Here is a 25469-nt window from a genome sequence, read left to right as displayed (position 1 = left end):
TTGGAAAGGGCGATGATGAGCATGAGTACAGAGAAGCTAATGTTGAATGGACAAACGGTAGCAGACTTCATGAAGAAAGAGATGACTGCGAAGGTTGCCGGGTTGAAGGAGAAAGGAATCACGCCTTGTCTGGCTACTATTTTGGTTGGTGATGATCCCTCATCAGAAACGTATGTACGAATGAAAGGCAATGCATGTGCCCGAATAGGGGTACATTCGATTAAAGTGGTTTTGCCTGCGGAGACCACAACGGAACAATTGATTCAGGAAATAACCAAATTAAATGAAGATGTATCCGTTCATGGCATTCTGTTGCAGCACCCGGTACCGCATCATATTGATGAAAGAGCCGCTTTTGATGCAATAAGCATAGAGAAAGACGTGGATGGCGTTACCACTTTAGGGTTTGCGTTAAATGCCTTTGGAGTCGCCGCTTTCCCTTCCTGCACACCACAAGCGATTATCCGTATTCTGGATTTCTATAACATTCCCATCGAAGGCAAGCATGCTGTGGTCATAGGAAGAAGTCCAATTCTGGGTAAACCCGTTTCAGCCATGCTGCTTAACCGAAATGCAACGGTAACTACTTGTCACTCCAAAACCGTCAATCTGGAAGAAATCGTGAAATCGGGAGATATTGTGATTGCTGCCGTTGGCAAAGCCTGTTTTGTAAAAGGAAGCTGGATTAAACCTGGTGCAGTTGTCATTGATGCAGGCTACAATAAAGGCAATATCGGTGATGTGGACTATTCATCCTGCTTGACTCCGTCATCTGCCATTACACCCGTACCAGGCGGGGTGGGTCCCGTAACCATTGCTACACTGATCGAACACACGATCAAATCAGCCTGCATGCAATCTGAAAAAACATCATAATGTGTATGAAAGCACGCAAAGCTCACTCGTTTCATGAGGGCTTTACGTGCTTCTTAGTGTAAAAAAGTAAGGGCTAATGTATATTGAAAGTTCGTACGTCTGCTAATTCAATTTTCGTTACTACTTAACTGTTCATGTTCTTTTATTTTTTGGCATATTGTAAAATGGCCGTCGCCGCACGAATACGAAGTTCCTCATCTTCGCTCTGTAATGCATTCTTTAGTACATCGAGAGCTTCCTGTACCGTCCCGTCATCTACGCCAAACGAATGTTGAACTGCCGTTTCTGTTTCGGGAGTTCTTGAAAGCCACGGATCCAATTGAGCCTGTGAGAGTGGATACTCGAATGTTGAAATAATCGAAGCACTCGAAATCAGAGCACGTACCTTATCGTTTATCTCTCTCAGTGGAATGCGCCCCAACCACGTTACGCCTCTCCGATGACATATCGAATCTTCTCCAGTGCTAACGGAATCATCGTAAAAATAGTCACCCACATCCCCAACATATACCCACTCATCGTCATAAATTAAGACATGATCTCCATCCTGCATGATGTTTACAAATGTCTGTAGTGTAGCTATTACTCCGCTCAGTTCCGATTCAGGTATTGCATAATGCTGCCTGATTTGCTCTTTCCATTCTTCAGCCGGCAGTTGTTCCAAATCCCCTGTAGCTGGCCAATCGATCCCGATAAAGTTATCTTCCAGGAAGGCTGCAGTTCGATCAGTTCCTTGTACGGTGGATTGGATGTAAAAAAGGTTCATGCTGCACTTGTCCTCCTCTGATGCTACAACTGTATTTTACGTTCTACACATTATAAATGCTTTCATTTGGTTTGTCTTTCGCTTCAGCAGCTTATTAGATCAATCTAACAATCAAGCTTGAAGATTATTTTTCCGTTTACGAAATGCCGATGGTGTCTCGCCAAAGGCTTCACGGAATTTTCTTGTAAAATGTATACCGCAGTCGAATCCAACATCCGCAGCGATCTCTGCGATTTGCCGGTTCGTTCCAGCGAGAAGCTGCGCTGCCTTCTCCAACCTGAACTTGTGAACTGTATTCAGAATCGTATCCCCTACCTGCTCCTTAAATAAGTGAGAGAGGCGTGAGGTGGATAAACAGCATCGGTTCGCAAGTTCCGGTATGCTTATCTTCTGCGCAGGATGCATCTGCAGATACCGCATGATCTCCGCAATTCGGGGATCCATAGCCGCCGGAACATCCGGTGGATAGCTGTGTTGAATGTGAATCAACGTCTCCTCCAGGGCCACCTCGGATAAACGGCGATATTGCTCGGAACGGCCTTCCGAAAATCTGTGACGCACTAATCTTTGAAGAGCATTCTGAATATCATGCTGTACGTCTTCCGAAACAATCCGCTGGTAGATGAATCGAGCTGACGTTTCGGGAAGCTTCAACCAAGTACTCCAATGGGGATCGGGTATGAAGTGTACCCATATAAATTCCCAATGTTCCTGCTTCGTTCTATAATGGTGCGGAAGCCCTGGCATAAGAATCGCCACATCCCCCGCTGTGCAGGTTATCGAATTTTTGCTATGCTGTATTTCCCCTTCACCGGAAAGCGTATACATTAATAACCAGTCGATGCTCCCTGTTGGTCGATGAATCTCATATCCGTTCAACTCCTTATAATGACCTGCGATCAATATTCCAAAGGGTCTGTGTCCAACTATAGCATAATCCGCATGTTTTTCAGCCATTATCACACTACCTCGCTATGATCTATTCCATATAAAATGTAGCTGTATCGATATTTCTTTTATTTTTGAACACAGTAGAATTCATCGTAAAGAACATATCACAAGGAGGTTGTCCCAGCAATGAGTCACATCTCAAAATTATCATTAATAGATGCCGACCGTAAGAAAATCCATCCGGGAAAATTGGGTATGCTTGGCGGAGCCAATCCCAAAGGAGATGCCTTTGGATTCACCAATTATTATATGACTCGTAATAGCGAGCCCTTCATCCCGATCGTAGGTGAATTTCACTTCTCCAGGTTTTCATACTTGTATTGGGAAGAAGAACTGCTGAAAATGAAGGCCGGTGGAATTCACATCGTCGCCACCTATGTATTTTGGAATTTTCATGAGGAAGAAGAAGGGATTTTTGAATGGGGTGGAAATCGGAACCTGCGCCATTTCATCGATCTGTGTGCCAAACTGGATCTGCCCCTCATCCTTCGTATCGGTCCATTCTGCCACGGCGAAGTTCGCAATGGAGGAATCCCGGATTGGGTAGTTTCCAAGCCTATTGAGATCCGCTCGAATGATCCCGGATATCTGAAGCTGACACGCAGACTGTATCGGGAAATCGCTAGTCAAATGAAAGGCAGCCTGTATCAGGATGGAGGACCCGTGATAGCCGTGCAGTTGGAAAATGAATTCATGCACGCCGGAGCACCGAATGATGCCTGGGGTTACAAAGCCGGTAAGTTTCTGTCCTCGGGAACCGGAGGTACAGCTCATCTGGCCGAACTGCGCCGCATTGCCGAGGATGCAGGCATTCGTCCTCTGTTCTTCACGGCTACCGCTTGGGGCGGAGCTTCCGTTCCGGAGGAGGGCTTTTTGCCCATGCTTGCAGGTTATGCTTATACCTCATGGCTGCCTGACCAGCCTCCAAGCAAGGAATTTGTGTATCGTGATCTTCATATTACTCCGGCAGAGCCCGTTCATTTCGACACGCCTGAATATCCCGTTGCGTATTGTGAAATGGCTGGCGGTATGCAGGTTAGTTATAATGTGAGGCCATATGTCCCGGAAAACAGCATTGAAGCCATGACCCTTGTCAAACTGGCCAGTGGCAGCAATTTGCTGGGTTATTACATGTATCACGGCGGCTCCAACCCCGTCGGCAAGAAGAGTTACCTCAATGAGCAATTCCTGCCGAAAATTACGTATGACTACCAGTCTCCATTGGGTGAATTCGGCAGAGTCGGTGCATCCTATGACCGCATCCGCGCCATCTCCTTGTTTCTTGAGTCTTTCGGATCGGTCCTTGCTCCGATGAAAACGGTACTGCCAGAGGGACAGTCTGCCATCGATCCGACAGATACTGAGACATTACGCTGGTGCGTCAGACATCAGGACGGCTCTGGCTTTGTTTTCCTGAATAATTTTCAGGACCAGATCGACCTGCCCCGCCGTAAAACACGAATCGAATTGGAAACTTCCAAAGGCAGCGTTGCCTTCCCTGCTGAAGGTGAACTTGAGCTTCCTGAAGGAATCGGATTGATGCTGCCATTCAATCTGGAACTTCATGGCGTGTCCCTACTTAGCGCAACGGCTCCATTGCTCACCATGATCGATACAAATCAAGACAAAGCGGTTTTCTTCTATGCACATGAAGGCATGACACCGGAATACGTCGTTTCCAAAACGAATCTAAAGGATGTGCAGTGCAGCGGAAGTGTAATATTGGACCACGGATCTTATTATGTGATTCAACCAAGCGTGGACAAAAATAATCCAGTTAACTTCCTAACCACAGATGGAGATTCCGTACGTTTTGTGCTGCTTTCAAGAGAAGAAGCGCAAAAAGCATACACCTTTGAACTATGGGGACAACCAACGCTGGTTATCAGCGATTGCCCCGTAACAGTCAGTAATCATCAGCTTATCTGCACATCGACAGGGTCTTCCCATATTGCTATTTCGCTGTATCCCAAGCCAGAGCAAGATTTGCAAACCCAAAGTTCAAGTACTGTTCATTGTCAAAACGGGGGGTCCACTCTTTTCACTACCTATACAATAGACCTGCCTGAGTATACACCAGAGGTGTTGATGAAGAAACCAGCGGACAAATCGGCCTTGCTGCAATTTGCCGGAGAATGGCCGGCGCATGTTCATGATGTGTGGCTTGAGATCGATTATGAAGGTGATGTGGCCGAAGCGTTCCTGAATGGCCAGCTTATTACGGATCATATTTTTTACGGCAAGACCTGGTCCATAGGCTTAAAGGAATTCTACACTCAGCTTGAATTCTCTGAGTTGCACTTATCCATAACGCCGCAGCGCAGAGGAACGGTCCATACCTTTGTCAATCAGGCACAAATTGAGCGCTTTGAGGGAGTCGAAATCGCCGAATTCCGCCGAATCGAAGCCATTCCGCAATATCAAGTCGCGTTGTATCCGGTTAAAACTGCTGCTGCGATTGGACAACTATCCGTCCCATTCTCCAACTAACATCACATAAAGCCCTGAATTCGTTCAAATCGAACAACTCAGGGCTTTTTCTCATATCGCTGTGTAGGTTAACTTCATCATACGACGGATTAAACATCGATCAGACTCTTGTCGATATTCGGGTTACACCTCCTTTTTCCAATTCTTTCGTTGTAAATGCTTAGCAACGTGGTATCCTTGAATAGAAAATATAGGTAATACACATACATATTTCTTTCAGTAGAAGCATGAGAAGTGAGGAGATTTTTTTGAGTAAACCAATCAGCTTTGGGATTATAGGATTCGGCTGGAGAGCAGAAGCTTATCTGCGGATCGCGAAGCAGCTCCCCCATGTATTCAAAATCAGCGGAATAGTCGTGCGTAATTCGGCTAAATATGCGGAGGCTGCCAAACGTTGGGGCGTCACCCTGTACGAGTCATCCTATGAGATGGCCCATCATTGTGATTTTCTTTTGGTTGCTGTGTCCAAAACATCCGTTCCTGCCGTCCTAGAAGAACTTGTCTCACTACAAGTTCCTCTCTTGGTTGAAACGCCGCCGGCTTTTGATGAAGAAAGCCTGAGGACAATGTCCTCTTTTGCCGAGAAAAACGGTCAGATCCAGATTGCAGAACAGTATCCCCTGCTGCCGCATCAGCTCGCTCGAATGTCCCTGATCCAGTCAGGGAAACTGGGTCAGGTTCATCATGTACAAGCATCCGTAGCACACGGTTATCATGGGATCAGTCTGATCCGTAACTGGCTGTCGCTCACGGATATCAGCTGTGAAATTGTCGGCCGCCGATTCGAACTTCCGATTCTGGAAGTACCTTACCGCGGTCGACAAGTCCAGGATCGAATCGAGAATGAAGTTCAAGAGATCGCCATGATGTCTTTCCATAACGGCAAGAGTGCTGTGCTTGACTTTACCCGTTCTCAATACTTTTCGCCTCTTCGTCAAAACCGGGTTCTGATTCGCGGGTCCCATGGGGAGATCCGGGATAACGAAGTCACGATCAGCTTGGGTACCGATGCGTATGATACATACTCCATCCACCGAATTCAAAGCGGCATGGAAGGAAGTCTGGGACCGCTCTCCCTTCGTGAGCTACGCGCAGGACAAGAGTGCCTGTACCGTAATCCCTTCTCTTCTGCCCCGTTTTCCGATGAAGAGCTGGCCATGGTTGAAATTTTGACGCGCATGTCTGCTTTCGTAAGAGAGAATATCTCTTTTTATCCCTTGACCGAAGCTCTTAAGGATGTGCGTTTGTCTCTCGCCATCGAGAAAGCAATCTCAACTCAGGAATCGGTAAGCATCTGATTTTAATTAGTCATCTGAAGAATCGTTTAACGAAATCGCTCTTTGAAAGGTGTTTCTTACATGTTTGCAATCGTCATTACAGGTTCTATATTCTTTTTTCTCGGGCTGTGGTATGTCATGTATCTTATATCCCAACATTCCAAGGATCCGGACCGTTCATCAGCTCGAGTCATGAGAGCTATCTTAGCCATATCCATCATTTTTCTATTGCTTCAAGATTACATCGTCAAAACGGTACCGTCTAATACCATATTAATCGTCGTTTTTATTGCTTCTTTGATAGCCACTATTTCACTGTCAGATAAGAACAAAAAAGAGAACAAAGAAAAGAAGTAAATATGATGTCCTATTCTCTGCGCTGATTTTTTTATTTCATTATAAACCTTACAGACTCTTTTGGCGTTTATCTCTACAGACAGCCACTTCAGAGGATCGACTTCACTTCACTCCTCCCATCAATAAGGAGATGTAATCATGAAATATACGCATATTCTTTTCTCAGGTGCTATCCTGCTCAGTTCGTTGTACATGCTGATTGTGCCACAACAATCTGCTGCAAAGACAGCTGCTAAAAGTTCAGTAGAATACAAAGTCGTTGATTCGTCCATTTACCCAAACGCAAACCAATTTAATAAGAAGATCAGTGCGAAAAAAATAGTTTGGACAGGAATGAATGTTATTTTAGAAGCAGACGTGGTGAATAAACCTGATCGGGCTTCATTCGAACAAAACGTGATTGAATCCATTACGGTCACCTCAGGAGAGCAAACATACACCATAAATACGGGAAAATTCGATGATCAACTGCTGAATATTATCAGGATGGATGTTTCCCGGTCGAAGGATTGGATTGCCATTCATGCTGAGCGGAGTGCGGGCAAAACCCTTATTCTTGTGGATGTTAAAACCGGAAAGTTAATGGTATTAAATGATCGTCTGCAAGAAGATCGAAATCAACCGATTGAAACCATTGCCTCCTATCATTGGTCACCCAAAAGAGATGAGATCGCCATTTCATTTGGAGATACTGCAAAAAGCTCGTTAGCCATATATGATCCAAGTAAGGACAGCTTCCACTATCTCCCGAGAAGAACCAACTATATAAGTACTAATCTTGTTCTATGGCAAAAAAACGGGAACACTCTGGATTACATTAGTGAGTATCCCTCTGATCAACTGATTCTGTTTAGATATAACACAAAGACTAATCAAGTTAAGCCAGTACAAAAAATCAACAAACAGGAATGGGCTCAATGGTTTGAACTCATTCATTAGAAACCCAAAACGAACTTACTCCATGACAGGAATAAGTTCGTTTTGGGTTACTCATTTAGTATTACGGACCAGTTAGGGTCTTTATATCGTTTATCGACCACTTCTCTCACTAGGCTAAGCTCTTCTGGAATATGATCTAACCCCTCAATACGGTATTCGAAAGGACTATCCATTGTACGGTCTCCCATGCTTATATATCCCTCTCTCCAATGATCAGGTAAGCTGTTCTCCAGTCCCGATGAGCCTCTTTTGCTTACATTATACTGTTTACCTGCAGAATCATATGCTTTCCACTCATCATTACGAATTTCATTCTGCATTTCTCCGTAGAATAAAACAGCTAGTTCTTCTGTTTCGCCACCACTTTGTGATTTCTCCAACGAAGTCCCAATGACGTCCAATCTATCCTTCAAAACCTTAAAAGACTTAGGCTCTGATAACTCCGCAGGTTTAAAGGAAAACTTGCTACCATCCACTTCTGCAATAGAGTATCCATCCAATACAAAACGGTAAGGTTCATTCTCAGGGAGATACTTAAACGTATAGCTCCATCTCATTTTTCCTTTTTCAATAACGTTATAGTCAGATGTCATCAGGCTGTCCATATAACCAGTTTTCCATGGATTTACTGAGTGTATTTCTTCGTTTTCGAGATTCTCAAAGTGAAAGCTCAATGCTTGTTTTTCCCATAAATCACCGGGGGATCTAGCCATTGCTGCATCATCGAGCTCAGTCTCCAGTTCGAATCGTACACCCTGTACCATTCGTGTGATCCTTTTTAGATTGACGGTCATTCCATGAGGTGTTGTGTAAGTTCCAGAGAGTTCCTCTACTCGGGTCTTACTGTTCGCCTCTTTCATATCCAGGTCAAAGCTAAAATTCCAATTTCCTTCAATCGTACTTTGATTGCCAGTTCCAAGGTTATTAATATTTCCCTCAATCGTAATCTTGTCCGTTTGGAGCGGCTCACTAAAGAATTCGACCATATAATAAAAATCATTTGTATAACCCATATCGTACATACTGCCCACATTGTTTCCCTGAGCATCTTTAATAGTAATGGTGTTCTGCTCCCCTAGACTCAGCTTATGCCGGTCATGCTCTCCTTTTTTATCAAAAAGTTGGAGCGCTAGCGTCACTCGTGTAGGATCTGCTACAACTTCCTCAATGACAAGCGTATAACCCTTGTCCTTTACTTTAATATGTGGATTATGTACTAATCCCAGCTCTTGTGCTCGCAGGAGTCCGATATCGGGGTTATCTTTGGCAAATAAAGATCTGATCATTTCAGCAAAGGTTGGAACTGTATAGATCATGACCGCCCCTAGAGCAAATAAAAGAGCTATGGACGCTGCAGTCCTTCTCCAACGATTAAGGCGAGCGTTCTTTTTCGACCTTTGCTCAGGTAGTGAAGAAAGAGCATTCTCCACAGCCATTTGGACTGTATCGGGGAGGACGACGTCTTGTGATTTCTGCTTAAGAAACTGTTTAATTTCGTGATCAAACGGATCATGATAACTCATATTTATCTTCTCCTTCCCCTAGCATGAGCTCAGAAAGTAGTTTTCTAGCCCTGAACAGACGTGACTTTACAGTGCCCTCAGAAATTCCAAGCACCTTGGAAATGTCCTTAATCGCCAAATCCTCGATATAAAAGAGTGTGACGATGGTTTGAAGCTGTTCATCCAGTTCATCAATCACCTCAAATAGCTCTACCTGTTCATACTCGTCCTGGTATGAAGTCTTTCTCAAGTCGTAAGGGAGCAGAGATACTCGCTTCTTTTTTCTATTCATTTGATTGCACTCATTGATTAGTATCCGAATAATCCATGTTTTAAAATAAGCAGGTTCTTTTAATGTATGTATACTCGTAAATGCTTTGGTAATGGTCTCTTGCATCGCATCTGCACTATCTTCGTTGTTCTTTACGATTGATCTTGCTATAACATAGAGGCTCTGCTGAATCGTGTGTATTAATGATACAAATGCTTGCTTATCCCCTTTTCGTGCAAGTTCTGCTTTCTCGCTTAAATCCACGAAAAATTCCCCTCCTCCTCAATACTATCTAATCATTAGATCACCAATGGCTTCATTTGGTTCACAAAAGGTGACTATTATTTTTAAATCATGATTAAATTCTTATTTTCTAAGCAAAAACAGCCGAACATAATCGTTCGACTGCCTTCTGTATCTACATCATTATCAAGACTGCTCAATGGCGTCTTCATCTTCATCCGCTCTATATTCCAATAGATCTCTCGGCTGACAATCCAGCGCTTTGCAAATGGCCTCCAAAGTGGACAAACGTATCGCTTTCGCCTTCCCGTTCTTCAATATGGAAATATTGGCGATCGTAATCTCAACTCTCTCCGCAAGTTCGGTAACTGTCATTTTCCGCTTAGCCAGCATCACATCAATATTGATTATAATAGCCATGTCTTCACCTCAAACCACTAGGTCATTTTCGGATTTAATATCAATGGCTTCCTGTAACAGTCTTTGGAGAACAGCGGAAAACACTGCAATGACCAGCGAAGCAAAGATGGGAACCATTCCGACAATAATAAGCCCTGGAGCATCATCTTTATCTGCTACAAGAAAAACGAACGGCAGCATCACGAGATATAGGCTACTAATTACAATAGCACAGTATTTTATGATTTTTAAAGAACCGACCGAAATTGAAGAGAAAGCCTCATTCTTGTCGATGTAGCTCAGGAGACGGAATGACTGGAACAGCGCAATGATAAACGGTATGACAGAGATATACATAATGATCACAATAGGATATAGCGAACCAGCATAATTCGGATTCACCGGATGATTCGCTAACCAAGGTATGCCGAAGATGCACAACGCCAGAATGGGAAGCCCAATAAGCAGAACAGCCATTTTCAGAAAGATTGTTGAACCTCGTTTCACAAAAAGCACCTCTCTTGTTTTAAGTGATTTGAATTTATCACATTATTTATCGTTTTACAATAAATAATTATTGATTTTTATTGTTTTATTATTGTTATGCAATCATTTGTGATATAATAACGACCAACGATTATGAATAAAACCAGTGGACAAGGCGGTCCTTACTCATGAAATTGGAACGATTAATCTCTATGATCTATAAGCTGCTGAACAACGAAGTTGTCTCTGCTTCCATGCTGGCCGAAGAGTTTCAGGTATCCCCAAGAACCATCTATCGGGACATCGACGTGATCTGTGCCGCCGGCTTTCCAGTGGTTTCCTATCAGGGAATGAACGGCGGGTATGGCATGATGGACGGATACAAAATGGACAAAAGCCTGCTCGGGTCGTACGATGTTCACTCTCTTATTACCGTTCTGCGCAGTCTCTCCACTGTATTTGAGGATGAGCGTGCTCAGGGCACGATTGAAAGACTACAAACGGTTGGCTCTGAGCAGCAATCACCCACTTTGGCGGTTGACTTGGAAACTCACCGTACGGATCACCATGCGCTTCGTGAGCTACGGTCGGGGATCACAAAGCATACCGTTGTCCGTTTCGATTACATTAACAGCCGGAATGAACGCACAACCCGCGAGTTGGAGCCGGTGATGCTTTATTTTAAATATCGTAATTGGTACGTATATGGTTTCTGCCGAATACGGCAGGATTACCGGGAATTTCGTCTGTCTCGTATGATGAACCTCTCGCTAACCCAAGACTCATTCCTACCGCATAGTGAGATGCCAAAAGAGCGTTCTTTGCGAAACGAGGAATGGAAAAATCAGATAAGTGACGTTGAGTTTCGTGTTGCGCCTGAGGCACTAGCAGAAGCGCTGGATCATTTTCATCAGGCAGAGAAGCAATTTAACGAGGACGGAAGCATGACCATGCAAATTTCCGTTTACCAACCCCTACAGGCAAGGTGGCTTCAATCATTTCTGCTGGGTTTGGGTAGTAGAGTCGAAGTGATTAAGCCGCGAGAACTTCGAGGGATTTTGAAAGAACAGCTGCAACAAGCAATCCTGCTATACGAAGAAGTATGACACTCTGTTGTCATACTTTTTTTTTTATAATCACAACAGATACCAAAACAAAAATCATTGCACAACAAAAGGAGACCTTTCAAATGTCAAATGTTCCAATGGAGATGCTGAATTATCACACGTGGGCCAACCAAACCATCTTGGGCAGAATCAAAGAATTGCCCTCATCTGTTCTAAGTCAGGAATTGAACAGTTCCTTCCCCACCCTCGCCCATGCCCTAAGCCATATCTACGCAGTCGATCAGATGTGGTATCTCGTTTTATCAGGTATGGCAATGGGTGAAGCGCTGCAAGAGTGCATGCCATTGAATGGAAAAACATTCCTTACCGTCGATGAGTACATGGACACCTATGCCGAATTGGCAGAACGGTACAAGGAATGGATACAGCGTCAAACCGATTTGGAGCAAACCATCATACTTGATAATCCATACGCCGGCATCTGCGAAACAACGTTGTCCAACATGCTGCTGCATGTGGTGAATCACGGGACCTACCACAGGGGCAATGTATCTACAATGCTTCGTCAAATGGGGCATGCATCCGTCATGAACGACTATTGTCTGTTTTGGTATCAGCAACCCGTGCAGTCCAATTAAATCAACAACGAATCAGGATCAACAGGATTGGAGCAGTCGCACAATGGAAATTCAGAATTTACTCTCTGTAAACTCAAGAGAAGACTTAAGATCATGGTTGCAGACCCACTGCAGGACGGAAACCTCCTGCTGGGTTATTGTAAGCATGACTCCTAGGCCGGGTACGTTATTTTATTTGGACGTCGTGGAAGAATCCCTTTGCTTTGGTTGGATTGATGGGCTGAAGAAGAAAATTTCGAATACAGAGCTTGCACAGAGATTGTCACCCCGAATCCATAACAGCTCTTGGACTGAATTGAACAAAGAACGGGTAAGGCGTCTTGAAAAGCTGGGATTCATGAGAGATGAAGGAAGGCGCGTGCTTCCGACCATGGAAATTGAGTCTTTTCACATTCCTGAGGATATTGAGATTCGGCTTAAAGAGGATACACAGACTTATGAAAATTTCATGGCTTTTCCCGCTTTATATACAAGAGTACGCATTGACACAATCCAGAGTGTTAAGAATCACCCAGCAACGTTTAATCACAGATTGGATAAATTCATTACACACACAAGAGATAACAAAATGTACGGTCAATGGCATGACGGTGGGCGCCTTTTAAATTACTGAATGGTATCCCCCCGCCTAACGCACCCGAAGTGATGTGGGACAGTCACCATTTTGCCTCTGGACGATATCCTATAGGTAAAAGGAGGACTGTTCATGTCGCTTTTGTATCAACATTCTGAACTGGAGAACAACGATGCTCCTCTGGAAGAATGGAAAAAGGATGCCTACCGCTTGTTTGCCTCCAAAATGAGTGATCGGGAAGCACGTTTCCCTTGTATTCCGGCGACGCAGGCATTCGCCATGGGGCATCTCCGGTATGGTTTTGTTTCTGGCTCAGATCACCAGACCGCCGATCGTAAACTCGCGAAGATCATTTCGGAATACGGCCGGACCTCGCGTTCTTTTGGTGAATATTCTTCATTGATTGTGTTTCTTGAATTAAGGGATACAGCAAGAACGGTTTTGGAGTATGAAGCGTTTTTTTGGGGACTGTTAAGCCAGGTCAGTGATTTGGATGTAAAGCCATGGCCGGATGATATACCGGAGAACCCGGAGAATCCCTTATGGGAATTCTGTTATGACGATGAGCGTTATTTCGTCTATTGCGGGACCCCTGCTCACACCAATAGGCAGAGCCGAAGTTTCCCATATTTTATACTCGCACTGACACCTCGCTGGGTACTTGACCAGTGGAATGCTCACCCCAAGAAAGCTGCTGCCATCGGGCCCAAGATTCGTGAACGACTTGCCGAATACGATGCTGTCCCTGCTCATCCTGAATTAAAACAGTATGGATCGCAGGGGAATCTCGAATATAAGCAGTACTTTCTTAGAGATGATGACACCTCCCCTTCTCGTTGTCCTTTTCTTCGTGCTCTTCAAGCGGAGAAGATTCAGGAATAGTAGTTTACCCTTTCTTGTCCTAAATGAGGCCTCCTTCGAATAAGCTGTACTCTGCAGATATTAGGAGGAGCGTCTCATTAACTGGATTCAGGAAAGGGAAATGACTATGGACATGGAACTGTATATCAAATATGTTCTGATTGGACTAGCTATCGCCATGCCAGTCGGAGCAATCACCGTAGAGATGACCAAACAGGGCTTGAAGAATGGCTTCATTCACGGCTGGGCTGTTGGTTTGGGCGGAATGACCCTGGATACAGCATTGATCCTTGCCATGTATTTTGGATTCGCCTCCATCCTCTCCCTACCTTATGTCCAGATACCTCTCTGGCTTGTTGGTGCCGGTTTTCTTGCTTATCTCGGCTATGATTCAATTCGAAATGCAGACCAGGATATCACACCAGCCGACGAGAAGGTGAAGAAATCGTTTTGGAAAACGTACCGTAACGGCCTGCTTGTAGCCATCTCCCCGGGTAATCTGATCTTTTGGGTTTCCGTATTCGGAGCCGTGCTGTCTGATTCCTATCGTTCAGCTGGGAAGGAAAGCTTTGCTATTGCGGCCTGTGGTGTGCTGTGCGGTATTCTGATCCACGACCTTGGCCTGGTCTCTCTGGTTTCTATCACACGAAAAGTGATGAGCCGGCGAATGATCCATTGGGTTTCCATTGCAGCAGGCATACTTCTGCTCGGGTTTTCGTTTTATTTTTTGTATGAATTCGTACTTTCTCTCTGGACGTATATTCAGTGATTACCTTAGCTGGTTGGACAACCCTCCAAATCTTAAAGAATGACGAGATACATAAGGAGCCCGTTTTTAGGGTTCCTTTTTTGTTGTGTCTTCATGAACATGTGCTCCTGATGGCGCTATATCGCTGTTTACACGGCAAAAAGCAAGTAATGAACACCAGCGCAACGGATGACTACACGCTGTAATATCGCGCTATTCCGCACTCTAAGGACCATCTCCACAATCAGGGACTATCGACGGTAATTTCAGTCCGCCACTATGATACAGCTAAGGTTGCATCCCCATATGAGACTCTTGAGGAAAGGAATGATGTCAGATGCAAAGAAATACAAAAGCTACCTCACTCATGTTCCCCGCCTCCAGAGCACCAACGCTGTTAGGCAGAATGGTAAGAAATCGATGGCTATACTTCATGCTTCTGCCCGGCCTGCTGTACTTTCTTTTATTTAAGTACTGGCCCATGTATGGAATACTCATCGCCTTCAAGGATTACCAGCCATTCCTTGGCTTCTGGGATAGTCCCTTTGTAGGGCTCAAACATTTTGAACGCTTATTTAACGATCCTAACTTTATTGTTCTTTTCCAGAATACGCTCATGCTTGCCATGCTCAACATTTTGTTTTTCTTCCCTTTACCCATTGTTATTGCACTTATGTTAAATGAACTTCGCCACCACTTTTTTAAGCGAACAATTCAGACACTGGTGTATATCCCGCATTTTATGTCATGGGTAGTTGTCGTGGGGATTGCTTACATTTTCTTAACTACAGAAGGCGGTATCGTCAATGACCTTCTGGTGTACTTTGGCTGGGATAAGATTAATTTCCTGGCGAGCAATGAGTGGTTTCGAACCATCGTAACTGCTGAGGTGATCTGGAAAGAAACCGGCTGGGGAACGATCATTTTCCTTGCCGCGCTGTCAGGGGTCGATCCGCAGTTGTATGAAGCTGCGCGAATGGATGGAGCGAACAGGCTTCGCCAGCTCTGGCATATTACCCTGCCTGCCATTCGCAGCACCATTATCATTCTGTTGATTCTTCGTCTGGGGAACTTCCTGGATACCGGCTTCGAACAGATCTTCCTGATGCTCAACGCCATGAACCGTGAAGTCGGTGAAGTGTTTGATACTTACGTATACTCCGTGGGGATCAGCCAAGGGCAATACAGCTTCAGTACCGCAGTTGGTTTGTTCAAGTCTTTAATCGGTTTGGTGCTCGTAGTTGTAGCCAATTATCTGGCCAAGAGGTTTGGTGAAGAAGGAATTTACTAAGGAAGGAGCTCATCATGAAATGCCTATCAAACCTAGCGTGGGAAGTCGAGTTTTCGATGTACTAAACATAACGCTGTTGACTGTATTTGCTCTGCTCACGGTACTCCCCTTCGTTTATGTTATTGCCGGCTCTTTCGCCACTCAGAAGGAATTATTATTACGTGGGTTCATTTTATTTCCAACAGAGTTTACACTGGATGCATACAAGTACATCTTCTCAACCCCCACTCTTGTCAAAAGCTTGCTTGTTACCATCTACATTACCGTGTTCGGCACGCTGATCAACATATTTTTAACCTGTTTAATGGCCTATCCATTGGCGCGAAGGGACATGGACTTCCGCAAACCTATTCTCATGCTGATCGTTTTTACGATGTTATTCAGTGGCGGCATGATTCCAACGTTTCTCGTGGTCAAACAGTTAGGTATGATCAATACGTACTGGTCCCTGCTTATACCTGGAGCCATTAGCGCTTTTAATTTGATCATTATCCGCAATTTCTTTCAGCAGCTTCCCGAGAGCTTGGAAGAGTCAGCCAAGATTGATGGATGCAATGATTTAAGCGTATTTTTTCGCATCGTGCTGCCTCTTTCCATGCCGGCAATCGCTACCTTCTCCCTGTTTTACGCCGTAGGGCATTGGAATACTTACTTTAGTGCTGTGCTCTATATTAACGATAACACCAAATGGCCTATTCAAGTGCTATTACGGCAGTTCGTTATTTTGGCTTCTGGCGGAATCGGGGACTCCACTGCCATGGAATCAGACTATGTTTCCCCACCGGAGCAATCCATTAAGATGGCTGTCATTGTTGTATCCACTCTACCGATCCTGCTCGTGTATCCATTTTTGCAAAAACATTTCGCCAAAGGCGTATTACTTGGTTCTGTAAAAGGCTGATCGTAACTTAAATCATGAAAATAACGATTAGGGGGATTTGAATATGAAGAAATCATATCGGAAGTCGTTGATTAGCACTGGAGCTCTTATCGCTTCATTAAGCTTAATGATTACAGCATGTGCCAGTAACAATTCCAACGAGGCTCAGGGGACAGGTACGGGCGGTGCCCAAGGCACTCTCTCTTTGACCATGATGCTGCCAACATACAGCGCGGAACAGATGAATGCGAACAGCTCCATTTTGGCTCAGCTTGAGGAGAAAACGAACACGGATCTAACCGTGTCCTGGGTCCCCTCCTCATCCTACACAGATAAATTAAGTGCTACCGTTGCCTCCGGCGAGCTGCCCAAAACGTTCGTTGCTTTGGAGCCAAAAGCTTCTTTTATCATTAATGCTGCCCGTTCAGGCATGTTCTGGGAATTGGGACCGTATCTCGAAAGTTATCCAAATCTGAGCAAGATGTCTGATGTTGTGTTAAGCAACTCATCCATAGACAACAAAATCTATGGCCTGTATCGCGAAAGGGATATTGCCCGATTCGGTCTGATGATTCGACAGGACTGGCTGAACAATCTGGGTCTGGAAGCTCCTAAGAATGTGGATGAACTTTATGATGTTTTGAAAGCGTTTGCCACAAAAGATCCGGATCAAAACGGCAGACAGGATACCGTTGGTCTCGCGGTAGGCATGCAGGGAAATAATATCGCCGGATTCAAAGACATCTTGGTCTATCTGGGAGGCCCAAATGAATGGGAACTAAAAGACGGGCAGTTAACCCCGGCTCACATGACCCCTGCATACATGGATACCATGAAGTTTTACAAGAAACTATATGACGAGAACCTTATCAATCAGGATTTTGCGCTCGTTCAGGACGGTCGATCGGTGATGTATAAAGGTAAGGCAGGATTGTGGATTGACAACATGGTGGATGGAAAGAACATTGAAGAGAATATCAAGAAGGTCACCCCCGATGCCAAAATCAATCTGATTAACCGGATCTCTGGCCCGAACGGAGATGCTACTCGAGCAGGCACAGGTTATTTGGGAATGTACATGATTCCGAAAACAAGTGTCAAAACGGAAGAGGAATTGAAGCAAATTCTTGCTTACTTCGATAAGGTATCGGAGAAGGACATGCAAAACCTTTTGAAATATGGCGTTGAAGGTAAGCAGTACACCGTTGAAAATGGAGAATACAAGCAAAACCCGGATCCCAAGTTGCGGTCAGAAATGACGGATAGCAACCAGTTTATGATATTGCAGGATCAGGTGGAGAACTTCGGTACTGAATTGGAGAAGCTCAGCACAGAATTGTTCAAAGACAACGCCACTTTTGCCATTCAAAATCCTGCCTCTCCTTATATCTCTAATACCGCCATTGAGCTCGGCAATGAACTCAATAAAATCATACAGGATGCCACAGTCAAGTACATTATGGGTACTGCTAGCGAAGAGGATTGGAATCAGGCGGTAGATAAGTGGCTGCAAGGTGGCGGAAGCAAGATTATTGAAGAGATTAATGCAGATTACGCCAAATCTGTGAATAAGTAGTATCGGATATAATCTCATCAATTCATAAATAGCCCCCAGAACGATGATTTTATCTCGTGACCTGGGGTTTTTTTTGTCTCAGACAAGTATGGCAGCAAGTTAATGTTCTTCCCTGTACTTTCCGGGAGTCGTTCCTGCAATTTTCCGGAAGGAGCGAATAAAATTGGCCGAATTATTGTACTGCAGGCGTTCTGCAATTTCAGCAATTTTCATATCCGTCTCCTTTAGCCACTTCTTGGCCATATCCATTCGGTACATTGTCAGGTACTCCCCGAAGTTTACCCCCGTCTCCTGTCGAAATACCCGGCTCACATAATGGGGGTGATAATTGATTCGAGCCGAGCAACTTTCCAAGGTTAATTCCGAATCGAACTCCCGATGAATCATGTCGACGATGGCTTCCGATATATGCTTAAACTGCGATTCTCGGCGATGCTCCAGCTCCTTGGCGTAGGGCACAACAAATAATGTCCAAAACCAGGACTTCATCTCCGTAACGTTTCGCAGCTTAAATAATGTATCAATTAAAGAGGATTCATCTCCCTCAATGCCTTCCATTGGAATAGAAAGCTCATGACCGAATTTGAGAAAATTCACCAGCAGCCTCAAAAGTGACAACTGATAGTGCTGAAATGGTGTTTGGGCCGGAAACAGTTCCTCCATAAAATGTTCCAATTCGATCTCGGATTGGGCCAGATCTCCTGCTCGTATGGCATCAAACAGCGCCAGTTCCCGGTTATGTGGAAACCTGCCTGGATCATTTTTCTGCGGCTGCACGTCCTCTATAAACAGAATGGATTCTTGCCCAAGTCCTACACTAAACTTCAGTGATGTCATGGCTTCATGCAGCGCATTCTTTGCCTGGTCAAAAACGTGAAATGGACGACTAATTCCGATACTAACCCGGATCCCCAGATATTGGGCAATCGCCTTCTGGACCTCCACACACAACATGAACAACTCTTCCTTAAGCTCTGCACCCTCGTTGGATGAGCCGATCAGGGTAACTTGGTAATCAGTGGCCACTACGGGTACCAACCTGCTATCACTTGGTATCAGTTCACCCACCATATTACTGATTGCAAACAATAATAAGTCCCGATTCCTCTCCTCATAGCGGGTACCTATAAGGGTATCCATCTGGATCGCAATCAGACTCATGGACGACCATGTTTGCTTAACGCCATACAGTCCCAATTTCTCTTCAAAATCAGTATGAGCAATCTCACCCTTCAATAATTTATGCATGAAAAACTCTTTCAACTGAGATTGTTGGCCCTGGAGCTCGTTCATGACAACAGAGTGGTTATGAATCAGATCGTTTACCCGCTCTCCGATCACTTGCAGCTCTCCCGCAGCTCTCTCCCTCCCTGCCTGCGGGGAGTATACAGCTGCAAGGGTTGAATAGATGGATCGAATCGGGCTGTACATTCTCTTCGAACCGAACCAGGCCAGAATCAGAGTAATGAACAATATCAAAAAGCAAACGAGTAAGGTAATCCAGCCAATAATCTGATTCTGTTCGTTCACTTGTTCGTTAGAGGCCACCGAGACATACACCCAGCCATTGTAGGAAGATTTACGATAGGTGACGGTTACCGTCTCTCCCTCATGCTTGGATATGTACTGCCCGGTGGCAGATTCGGTTTCTTGAAGCTGTTGAAGATAGGACTCCCCCGACATATTGCTTCCTGGTGACGCACCTCCATCACTTCGATGAATAAGCTTATAATCACGATCCAATATGAAAGCGTTTGCTATTTTGCCGTTTTGAACGGATAACGTTCTCCTTATCACATCAGGAGACAGCGCTACACTGATCAGGCCTTTGGGATTCGCAGCGTTAAAGGGATATTTTTTGACGAAATAGACAGACTCCGACGAATCCGGCAGATTATCCTGCCCTCTGCTCCAGAAGGATCCAGCCTGCTCGCGAGAAAACATCTCGAGTTGTGACTTGAATTCAGGGGAGCTGTATTCATTCACACCGGTGCTTGTGACTAGCCATTCCTTGTTCAGGCTGTACAAATAGATCTCCTTAATTCCCATCTCGTACGTTTGAATCGTAGCAATACCTTTATACAGCTCATGAACCATTTCGAAATCCTCATTCGTAATCGGCTTGCTGAATGCCTGTCTAACGATCGGAGATTGCAAGAACTGCGTCGCCGAGTTATCTACGGTTCTCAGCATTTGCTCTACACCCATCTGCGTTTGCTGCAGCAGAAGTTTATTGCCTTCATTCACCTTTTCCTGGACGGTCAAGGAGGAATTATAGTAGGAAAAGCTACCAAGAACAATTACCGGGAGAGTTCCTATGACAATAGAGAATAACAATAGCTTCCATAAAAAAGAAAGGGAACGTAATTTCATAATGCCTCCTGGTGGATTCCGGTTCATTACATTATTACATTAGTTCCCAGATGAGGATACGTCAATCCTTTTTAACTTTACCTTGAGAGAGCGTATGTCTGTGAAAAAGGAATTATTTTAACAGATGAATAAAAAATCCCCCAACAACGGATCGATTCTGAAAGTTCAGCTGTTTACCGGTTAGGGTATCGTACCAGTCGGTTACTGGCACACGACTTGTTGTCTCATTCATGAATTGCCATAGTGGCAAAATCATTTGTTCAAACTGCTCTTGTGTTTCGCTCATGGAGGCACACCATACTAGCCAATCGGATTTGGTATACGTATCCCGGCTATCCAGAGGCGTTCCATATCGATTTTGTTGACGTGCATAATAATTGAGTTCTTTCACAGCAATTTCTTTTGGAAACAGATTGAAGCCTAACAGACGATCCCACACCAAATTGTACTTCATGCTCCATGATTCATTGGAGCTGTCAAACGTCAGCTTATAGTGATCATCGGCATCCGCCATGGAGACCCACTCTTTCGCCATCTTTGCAGCCGCTTCGCGGTATATGGTTCCTTCTTTCTGCAGCTCGAGCTGATCACACATATAAGCATAGGCAGCAATCCCCAATATCGCTTTGATGGAAAGATTGGCATTATGTGCTAGATGACCTGCGAAGTCATCGGTGCATAGCTGATTGTCCGGATCCAGACCATGCTGCAGCAGATAAGATGCCCATTTCGTCAAAAGTTCCCAATGCTCACGAGCAAATTCAGCATGCATCTCATATTTGCTAACCGCCGCCGCCATCAAAAGCATGTTGCCACATTCTTCGATCGGCATCTGGTACTCCAGCTTGTTCTCCCCGTATACTTGCCCGTTCGCTTTCGGGTAAGTCCCGACATCATGGGGCGCAAAATCAAACGACCACTCACAGCTCTTGGCATATTTATAGATGGGACGCATCATGCCTTTGACCAATTCAGGATTATATTTCAGAAACAGCGGAATCGATGGGTAGCTTACATCCACCGTGGCAATACAGCCATTGCTGAAGTTTTCCTTGGAGAAAAATAAGACTTCGCCCGCTTCATCAACAACCAGTTTATGCGCAGCAATGGCTTGACGATAAGTGAGCGCCAGAATGTCTCGATAAGAAGCGCCGCCCGCCTCCTGACTTTCCTGCAGGAGTTCACGATTAAAGGTGTCGCATCTCTTCCTAATCTCTTCATACTGCTGTGCTGCCATAATCAGCATGTCATGAAAGTTCATTCCATCTTTTCTCCAATAGGCGTTCAAAGGTTGTTGAAAATATTCAATCGAGTGAATGTCATCATACGCTAACATCAGATAACCGGAAACCGTTTCTTCATGGACGAGACCCATATCCATCTCCGTTGCCATGACAGGCATATGATCAGATACTGCCCTTGGCTTATGGCCATCCTCTTCTACTTTCAACTCCGCTGTTTGAGCATATTGCTCACGACTTGATACTGATTGAACAACCGATTGGCTTCGGGGGGACAGGGGAACCGCCAGATACATATATCCCCAGTCTATTCTTGTATCATCGCCAGCAAGCTTCAATAGGGGCTGTTCAACCGTTCCCATAGTCAATGCATGCAATTGTTGGTTGATTATAGAAGAAGACCAGGTCACTTGCTGCTCTGGTGTATTCACACACCATTCTCCTGTTACATCAAAATAAATCTTCAATTGGTGTTCCTGACGATCGATCGCACGAGCAAGGAATGTAACATACGTCACGGGTCTGGATAAGACCTCAAGATCATCCAGTAATAGCGGCGTGATAAACTCAACCTGAAGCTCAATGCCTTCCCCTTCAAACGTGTAACGAGTCGTCACAGGTTCAACTGTCAGATTCGTCTGTACAAGTGTGGCGTTTCCCTCCACATCTGCAGAACGATCGAGTGAATCCATTTTCCCCATAAATCTTCGGATTTTCCCATCGATCACTGCCATGCCTACCATGCCCTGAGTTTTGTTAGTCCAGTGCCGAGTGTGTTCTTCATAGAGATGATCGGCTGTTGACCATACGCTAAAATACGGGTCGACCGTTACTAGCGGCACCGCTGGCGGCCTGAAACTTGTTGTCATGACGTACAGCTCCTTCATATGATTTATTGTTTATTCTGAATATTAAAATGTATACGACTTTAAACTTCTAAAGGTCATTGCTCTACTCATCCATAAGGGCTTTGTTTGCCTTCCTGGCAAGGCATTACAAAGCCCATGGATTCTCTCATGATGGCTTTACGTGTTAGGAAAATCAGTTCGGCATCTGGACGGTCACCACGTCTTTTCCTTTCAGATTTTCATTGGTAAACTGCATCGCTTGATCGTATCCGGTATTCTTCAGCTGATCCCTCAATTCGTTAATGATGCTCAAGGCATCTTCATCCGATTTCGCAAAAACAGCTTCCTTCCAGGCATCTCCCATCCTGTCCATGGAAGGCTTCAACATTTCCCATTCAGGTGCTTTGGTGATGACATCCCCCGGATTATAGGCGGTAATAACCTGAGTACCGTTTGGACGAAGTATTTTACGAGCATGATCCATGGCATCCAGTCTGTCCTGATCTGCCCAGATATCTCCTCCGGCATATGAGTTGATGCGATCAAGTCCGGTTAGCGATTCCAGACCAATGCCAATACCTACACTCTTGCGAACTTTACCGGATTGATCAGCTGCGAATTTTTCAAACCATTCCTGATTGGCTACAGGTTTGCCATCCTTCATATCCCAGTGAACGCCTTGCACCCCATATCTGGCCAGCATAAAGCCTTCGTCAGAAGCCATGTAGTCCAGAAACTTAAGTGCTGCATCCACACATGCACCTTGGCAGCTTTTGGTGATAACCGTTACGTTGTTGCCCTGAATACCAAGGTCCACGGGGCGACTCGGATCAACATCCGCACGCTCTAACGGACCAACCGGAATGTAATCGCTTCCGGGATGAGAGGTGACATATTCCTTCGAAGCATCCAAGATGGCCGGATAATGTGCGGCGAGGATGGCAATACGGCCTTGATTAATCTTTTCTTTAGAGATGGGGTCTGTTTGGGTAAATACATCCGGATCGAGCAGGCCTTCTGCCAACAGTTTACGATAGAACAGCATGTATTCTTCATAACCTGGCGTGAAGAAACTGTGCTCTAATGAACCATCACCTTTGTCTACGTAACTTGCTCCAGAATAGAACATTGTATTGCCGATACCTACTGCCCAACCGTTACTGAATCCGCCCAGTGGGAATACGGGCTGCCCGTTTTCCTGCAGGTTGGCGTCTTTTATTTTTTTGAGAAATGCATAAAAATCCTCTTTCGTTACTACCGACTGCGGGTCCACACCTACCTTTTCGGCAATGTCTTTGCGTACATAGAACCCGTAGAGCCAATCAATACCGTCTTCGTTTGTAGCGGGCTGATTCTGCAAAAGCAGATACTTTTTGCCGTCATATGCATTGATCGCTTTTTCATATAATGCTGGCGGCACGTTTTCTTCCGCGATCGACTTGGCGAGGTTGGGATAATTGTCCAACTTATCGGATATGTCGACTAACTGACCTTCTTTGGCGGCTTTGATGATCCCATCAAGCTCCCCTCCCCAAGCCGGTCCGGTATATATATCAGGCAAATCCTGTGTGGCGAAGATCTGATTCACTTTCTCGGTCTCACTGCCTTTGGTATATTCCCATTCCAGGGTCACTCCGGTCTTTTCCTTAATGACTTCCTCTATAGGGGTGATTCCATTATCCGATCCGCCCGAACCATTCCAATTATGCAATATTTTCAGCGTGTTTCCGCCACCCTCTCCATCGCCTTCTCCATTCCCTGATGAATTCATACAACCACTCAGCAAACTTCCAGTCATAATGGATACGAGTAATACGGACATGCCTTTCGACCAAATCCTATTCACACCAATCGCCTCCTGGATATGGATATCAATGAATCAAGGTTAAGCCTGATCGATCGAACCGATATGATTAACCTTTAACCGAGCCGATCATGACTCCTTTGACAAAATAGCGTTGAAGAAACGGATAGATGCACAAGATTGGAAAAACCGTAATAACAAGCAGGGCCATGCGCATGGATTCCGGTGTTGCTCCTGCCCCGCCGACTCCACCTACCGTCTGGCCACCTTGCTGTGCTGCCCTCTGCATGGAATTGGATAATGCTTCTGCTTCCGTCAGCATTTCTTGCAGCAAGGTCTGCACCGGGATCAGATTTTTGTTGGATACGTAGTAGGCACCAGAAAACCAGTCATTCCAATGAGCTACTCCGATAAATAACGAAATGGTTGCGAGCACCGGGCCGGAAAGAGGCAGGATAATTCTCACAAAGATCTGGAAATCGCCATAGCCGTCAATACGGGCAGACTCCTCCAATTCCTCCGGTATACCTTGCAGAAACGTTCGAATAATGATGATGTGCATGAAATTGAATAACAGAGGCAAAACGTACACCCAAAAGGTATTAATCAGATGCAGTTTTTGAAGTGTAATGAAGAACGGAATGAAACCCGCACTGAAAATCGTGGGCAAAAAGATGTAAAAGGTAAAAAAGGATCGGCCAGGCAATGTTTTTTTGGAAAGTGCATAAGCCATAAGGGTACACAATATCACATGCAGGAACGTACCCAGCACGGTGCGCATGAGGGTAATTTGGTATGCCTTCCAGATGCGTGCATTATCAAATACCTCGGCATAGTTCTCCAATGTGAATTTTCGGGGTAAAAAATAGATTGCCCCCTGCATCGAGTCCTTACCTTCATTTAATGAGTAGGCCAAAATATAAATAAACGGGTAGATCATGGAGAAACCGACCAACGCAAGAAAAGTATAGTTGAACACTGAGAATACAGACCATTTTCGTTCCATATCGT

At 44.9% G+C, this 25469-nt stretch carries 22 protein-coding genes; 12 read left to right on the top strand and 10 right to left on the bottom strand.

Features of this window, described 5'->3' with window-relative positions:
* Positions 1–21: 21 nt before the first annotated feature.
* Positions 22–876, top strand: coding sequence for a bifunctional 5,10-methylenetetrahydrofolate dehydrogenase/5,10-methenyltetrahydrofolate cyclohydrolase (locus MHB82_RS14205; RefSeq protein WP_341175004.1), 855 nt, complete (start codon positions 22–24; stop codon positions 874–876).
* 142 nt (positions 877–1018) lie between these two features.
* On the opposite strand, the gene MHB82_RS14200 is transcribed toward MHB82_RS14205, so the two are convergent.
* Both MHB82_RS14200 and MHB82_RS14195 read right to left on the bottom strand, forming a co-directional pair.
* Positions 1019–1642, bottom strand: a complete 624-nt coding sequence (locus MHB82_RS14200) for a hypothetical protein (protein ID WP_341175003.1) — start codon at positions 1640–1642, stop codon at positions 1019–1021.
* Between the two features lie 111 nt (positions 1643–1753).
* Positions 1754–2599, bottom strand: coding sequence for a helix-turn-helix domain-containing protein (locus tag MHB82_RS14195; protein ID WP_341175002.1), 846 nt, complete (start codon positions 2597–2599; stop codon positions 1754–1756).
* Between the two features lie 120 nt (positions 2600–2719).
* On the opposite strand from MHB82_RS14195, the gene MHB82_RS14190 reads away from it, so the two are divergent.
* From MHB82_RS14190 to MHB82_RS14180, 3 genes are all read left to right on the top strand, one after another.
* Positions 2720–5083 (top strand): beta-galactosidase, encoded by a 2364-nt coding sequence (locus MHB82_RS14190; protein ID WP_341175001.1) that lies wholly within the window; start codon positions 2720–2722, stop codon positions 5081–5083.
* A 248-nt stretch (positions 5084–5331) separates the two neighbouring features.
* Positions 5332–6381, top strand: coding sequence for a Gfo/Idh/MocA family protein (locus MHB82_RS14185; protein ID WP_341175000.1), 1050 nt, complete (start codon positions 5332–5334; stop codon positions 6379–6381).
* Positions 6382–6855: 474 nt separating this feature from the next.
* Complete coding sequence (locus MHB82_RS14180; protein WP_341174999.1) at positions 6856–7656, top strand: hypothetical protein; 801 nt, start codon at positions 6856–6858, stop codon at positions 7654–7656.
* Positions 7657–7703: 47 nt separating this feature from the next.
* Here MHB82_RS14180 and MHB82_RS14175 read toward each other — a convergent pair whose 3' ends face one another.
* From MHB82_RS14175 to MHB82_RS14160, 4 genes are all read right to left on the bottom strand, one after another.
* Positions 7704–9179, bottom strand: coding sequence for a DUF4179 domain-containing protein (locus MHB82_RS14175; RefSeq protein ID WP_341174998.1), 1476 nt, complete (start codon positions 9177–9179; stop codon positions 7704–7706).
* A complete protein-coding gene (locus MHB82_RS14170) occupies positions 9166–9693 on the bottom strand; it encodes a sigma-70 family RNA polymerase sigma factor (RefSeq protein ID WP_341174997.1) in 528 nt (175 codons plus the stop codon). The genes MHB82_RS14175 and MHB82_RS14170 overlap by 14 nt, the downstream gene beginning before the upstream one ends.
* Positions 9694–9858: 165 nt before the next feature.
* The gene (locus MHB82_RS14165; RefSeq protein ID WP_341174996.1) at positions 9859–10092 is read right to left on the bottom strand and encodes a helix-turn-helix domain-containing protein; all 234 of its coding nucleotides are present in this window, start codon (positions 10090–10092) and stop codon (positions 9859–9861) included.
* A gap of 9 nt (positions 10093–10101) precedes the next feature.
* Positions 10102–10578 carry a DUF2975 domain-containing protein gene (locus MHB82_RS14160; protein ID WP_095358151.1) on the bottom strand — a complete coding sequence of 159 codons (477 nt, stop codon included), beginning with the start codon at positions 10576–10578 and terminating at the stop codon, positions 10102–10104.
* Between the two features lie 167 nt (positions 10579–10745).
* Here MHB82_RS14160 and MHB82_RS14155 point away from each other — a divergent pair, with 167 nt between their 5' ends.
* From MHB82_RS14155 to MHB82_RS14120, 8 genes are all read left to right on the top strand, one after another.
* The gene (locus MHB82_RS14155) at positions 10746–11663 is read left to right on the top strand and encodes a helix-turn-helix transcriptional regulator (protein ID WP_341174995.1); all 918 of its coding nucleotides are present in this window, start codon (positions 10746–10748) and stop codon (positions 11661–11663) included.
* 83 nt (positions 11664–11746) lie between these two features.
* A complete protein-coding gene (locus tag MHB82_RS14150; RefSeq protein ID WP_341174994.1) occupies positions 11747–12262 on the top strand; it encodes a DinB family protein in 516 nt (171 codons plus the stop codon).
* Positions 12263–12305: 43 nt separating this feature from the next.
* Positions 12306–12875 (top strand): YdeI/OmpD-associated family protein, encoded by a 570-nt coding sequence (locus MHB82_RS14145; RefSeq protein ID WP_341174993.1) that lies wholly within the window; start codon positions 12306–12308, stop codon positions 12873–12875.
* Positions 12876–12968: 93 nt separating this feature from the next.
* The gene (locus MHB82_RS14140; protein WP_341174992.1) at positions 12969–13718 is read left to right on the top strand and encodes a YqcI/YcgG family protein; all 750 of its coding nucleotides are present in this window, start codon (positions 12969–12971) and stop codon (positions 13716–13718) included.
* Positions 13719–13830: 112 nt separating this feature from the next.
* Entirely contained in the window at positions 13831–14466 is a 636-nt protein-coding gene (locus MHB82_RS14135; RefSeq protein WP_095358648.1) for a LysE family translocator, read from the top strand.
* A gap of 346 nt (positions 14467–14812) precedes the next feature.
* Positions 14813–15736 (top strand): ABC transporter permease, encoded by a 924-nt coding sequence (locus tag MHB82_RS14130; protein WP_110822672.1) that lies wholly within the window; start codon positions 14813–14815, stop codon positions 15734–15736.
* Between the two features lie 19 nt (positions 15737–15755).
* Positions 15756–16637, top strand: a complete 882-nt coding sequence (locus MHB82_RS14125) for an ABC transporter permease subunit (protein WP_183520357.1) — start codon at positions 15756–15758, stop codon at positions 16635–16637.
* 43 nt (positions 16638–16680) lie between these two features.
* The gene (locus MHB82_RS14120; protein ID WP_341174990.1) at positions 16681–18192 is read left to right on the top strand and encodes an extracellular solute-binding protein; all 1512 of its coding nucleotides are present in this window, start codon (positions 16681–16683) and stop codon (positions 18190–18192) included.
* Between the two features lie 99 nt (positions 18193–18291).
* On the opposite strand, the gene MHB82_RS14115 is transcribed toward MHB82_RS14120, so the two are convergent.
* From MHB82_RS14115 to MHB82_RS14100, 4 genes are all read right to left on the bottom strand, one after another.
* On the bottom strand, positions 18292–20457 hold the full coding sequence (locus MHB82_RS14115; protein WP_341174989.1) for a helix-turn-helix domain-containing protein: 2166 nt from the start codon (positions 20455–20457) through the stop codon (positions 18292–18294).
* Positions 20458–20677: 220 nt separating this feature from the next.
* A complete protein-coding gene (locus MHB82_RS14110; RefSeq protein ID WP_341174988.1) occupies positions 20678–22675 on the bottom strand; it encodes a glutaminase family protein in 1998 nt (665 codons plus the stop codon).
* Positions 22676–22847: 172 nt separating this feature from the next.
* On the bottom strand, positions 22848–24500 hold the full coding sequence (locus MHB82_RS14105; protein WP_341174987.1) for an extracellular solute-binding protein: 1653 nt from the start codon (positions 24498–24500) through the stop codon (positions 22848–22850).
* 67 nt (positions 24501–24567) lie between these two features.
* Positions 24568–25464 carry a carbohydrate ABC transporter permease gene (locus tag MHB82_RS14100; protein ID WP_110822238.1) on the bottom strand — a complete coding sequence of 299 codons (897 nt, stop codon included), beginning with the start codon at positions 25462–25464 and terminating at the stop codon, positions 24568–24570.
* Between the last annotated feature and the right edge of the window lie 5 nt (positions 25465–25469).

Origin of the sequence: Paenibacillus sp. FSL K6-2862 (assembly GCF_038005125.1) — a bacterium.
Classification (GTDB): Bacteria; Bacillota; Bacilli; order Paenibacillales; family Paenibacillaceae; genus Paenibacillus; species Paenibacillus illinoisensis_A.
This window is presented reverse-complemented; position numbering and strand designations above follow the sequence as displayed.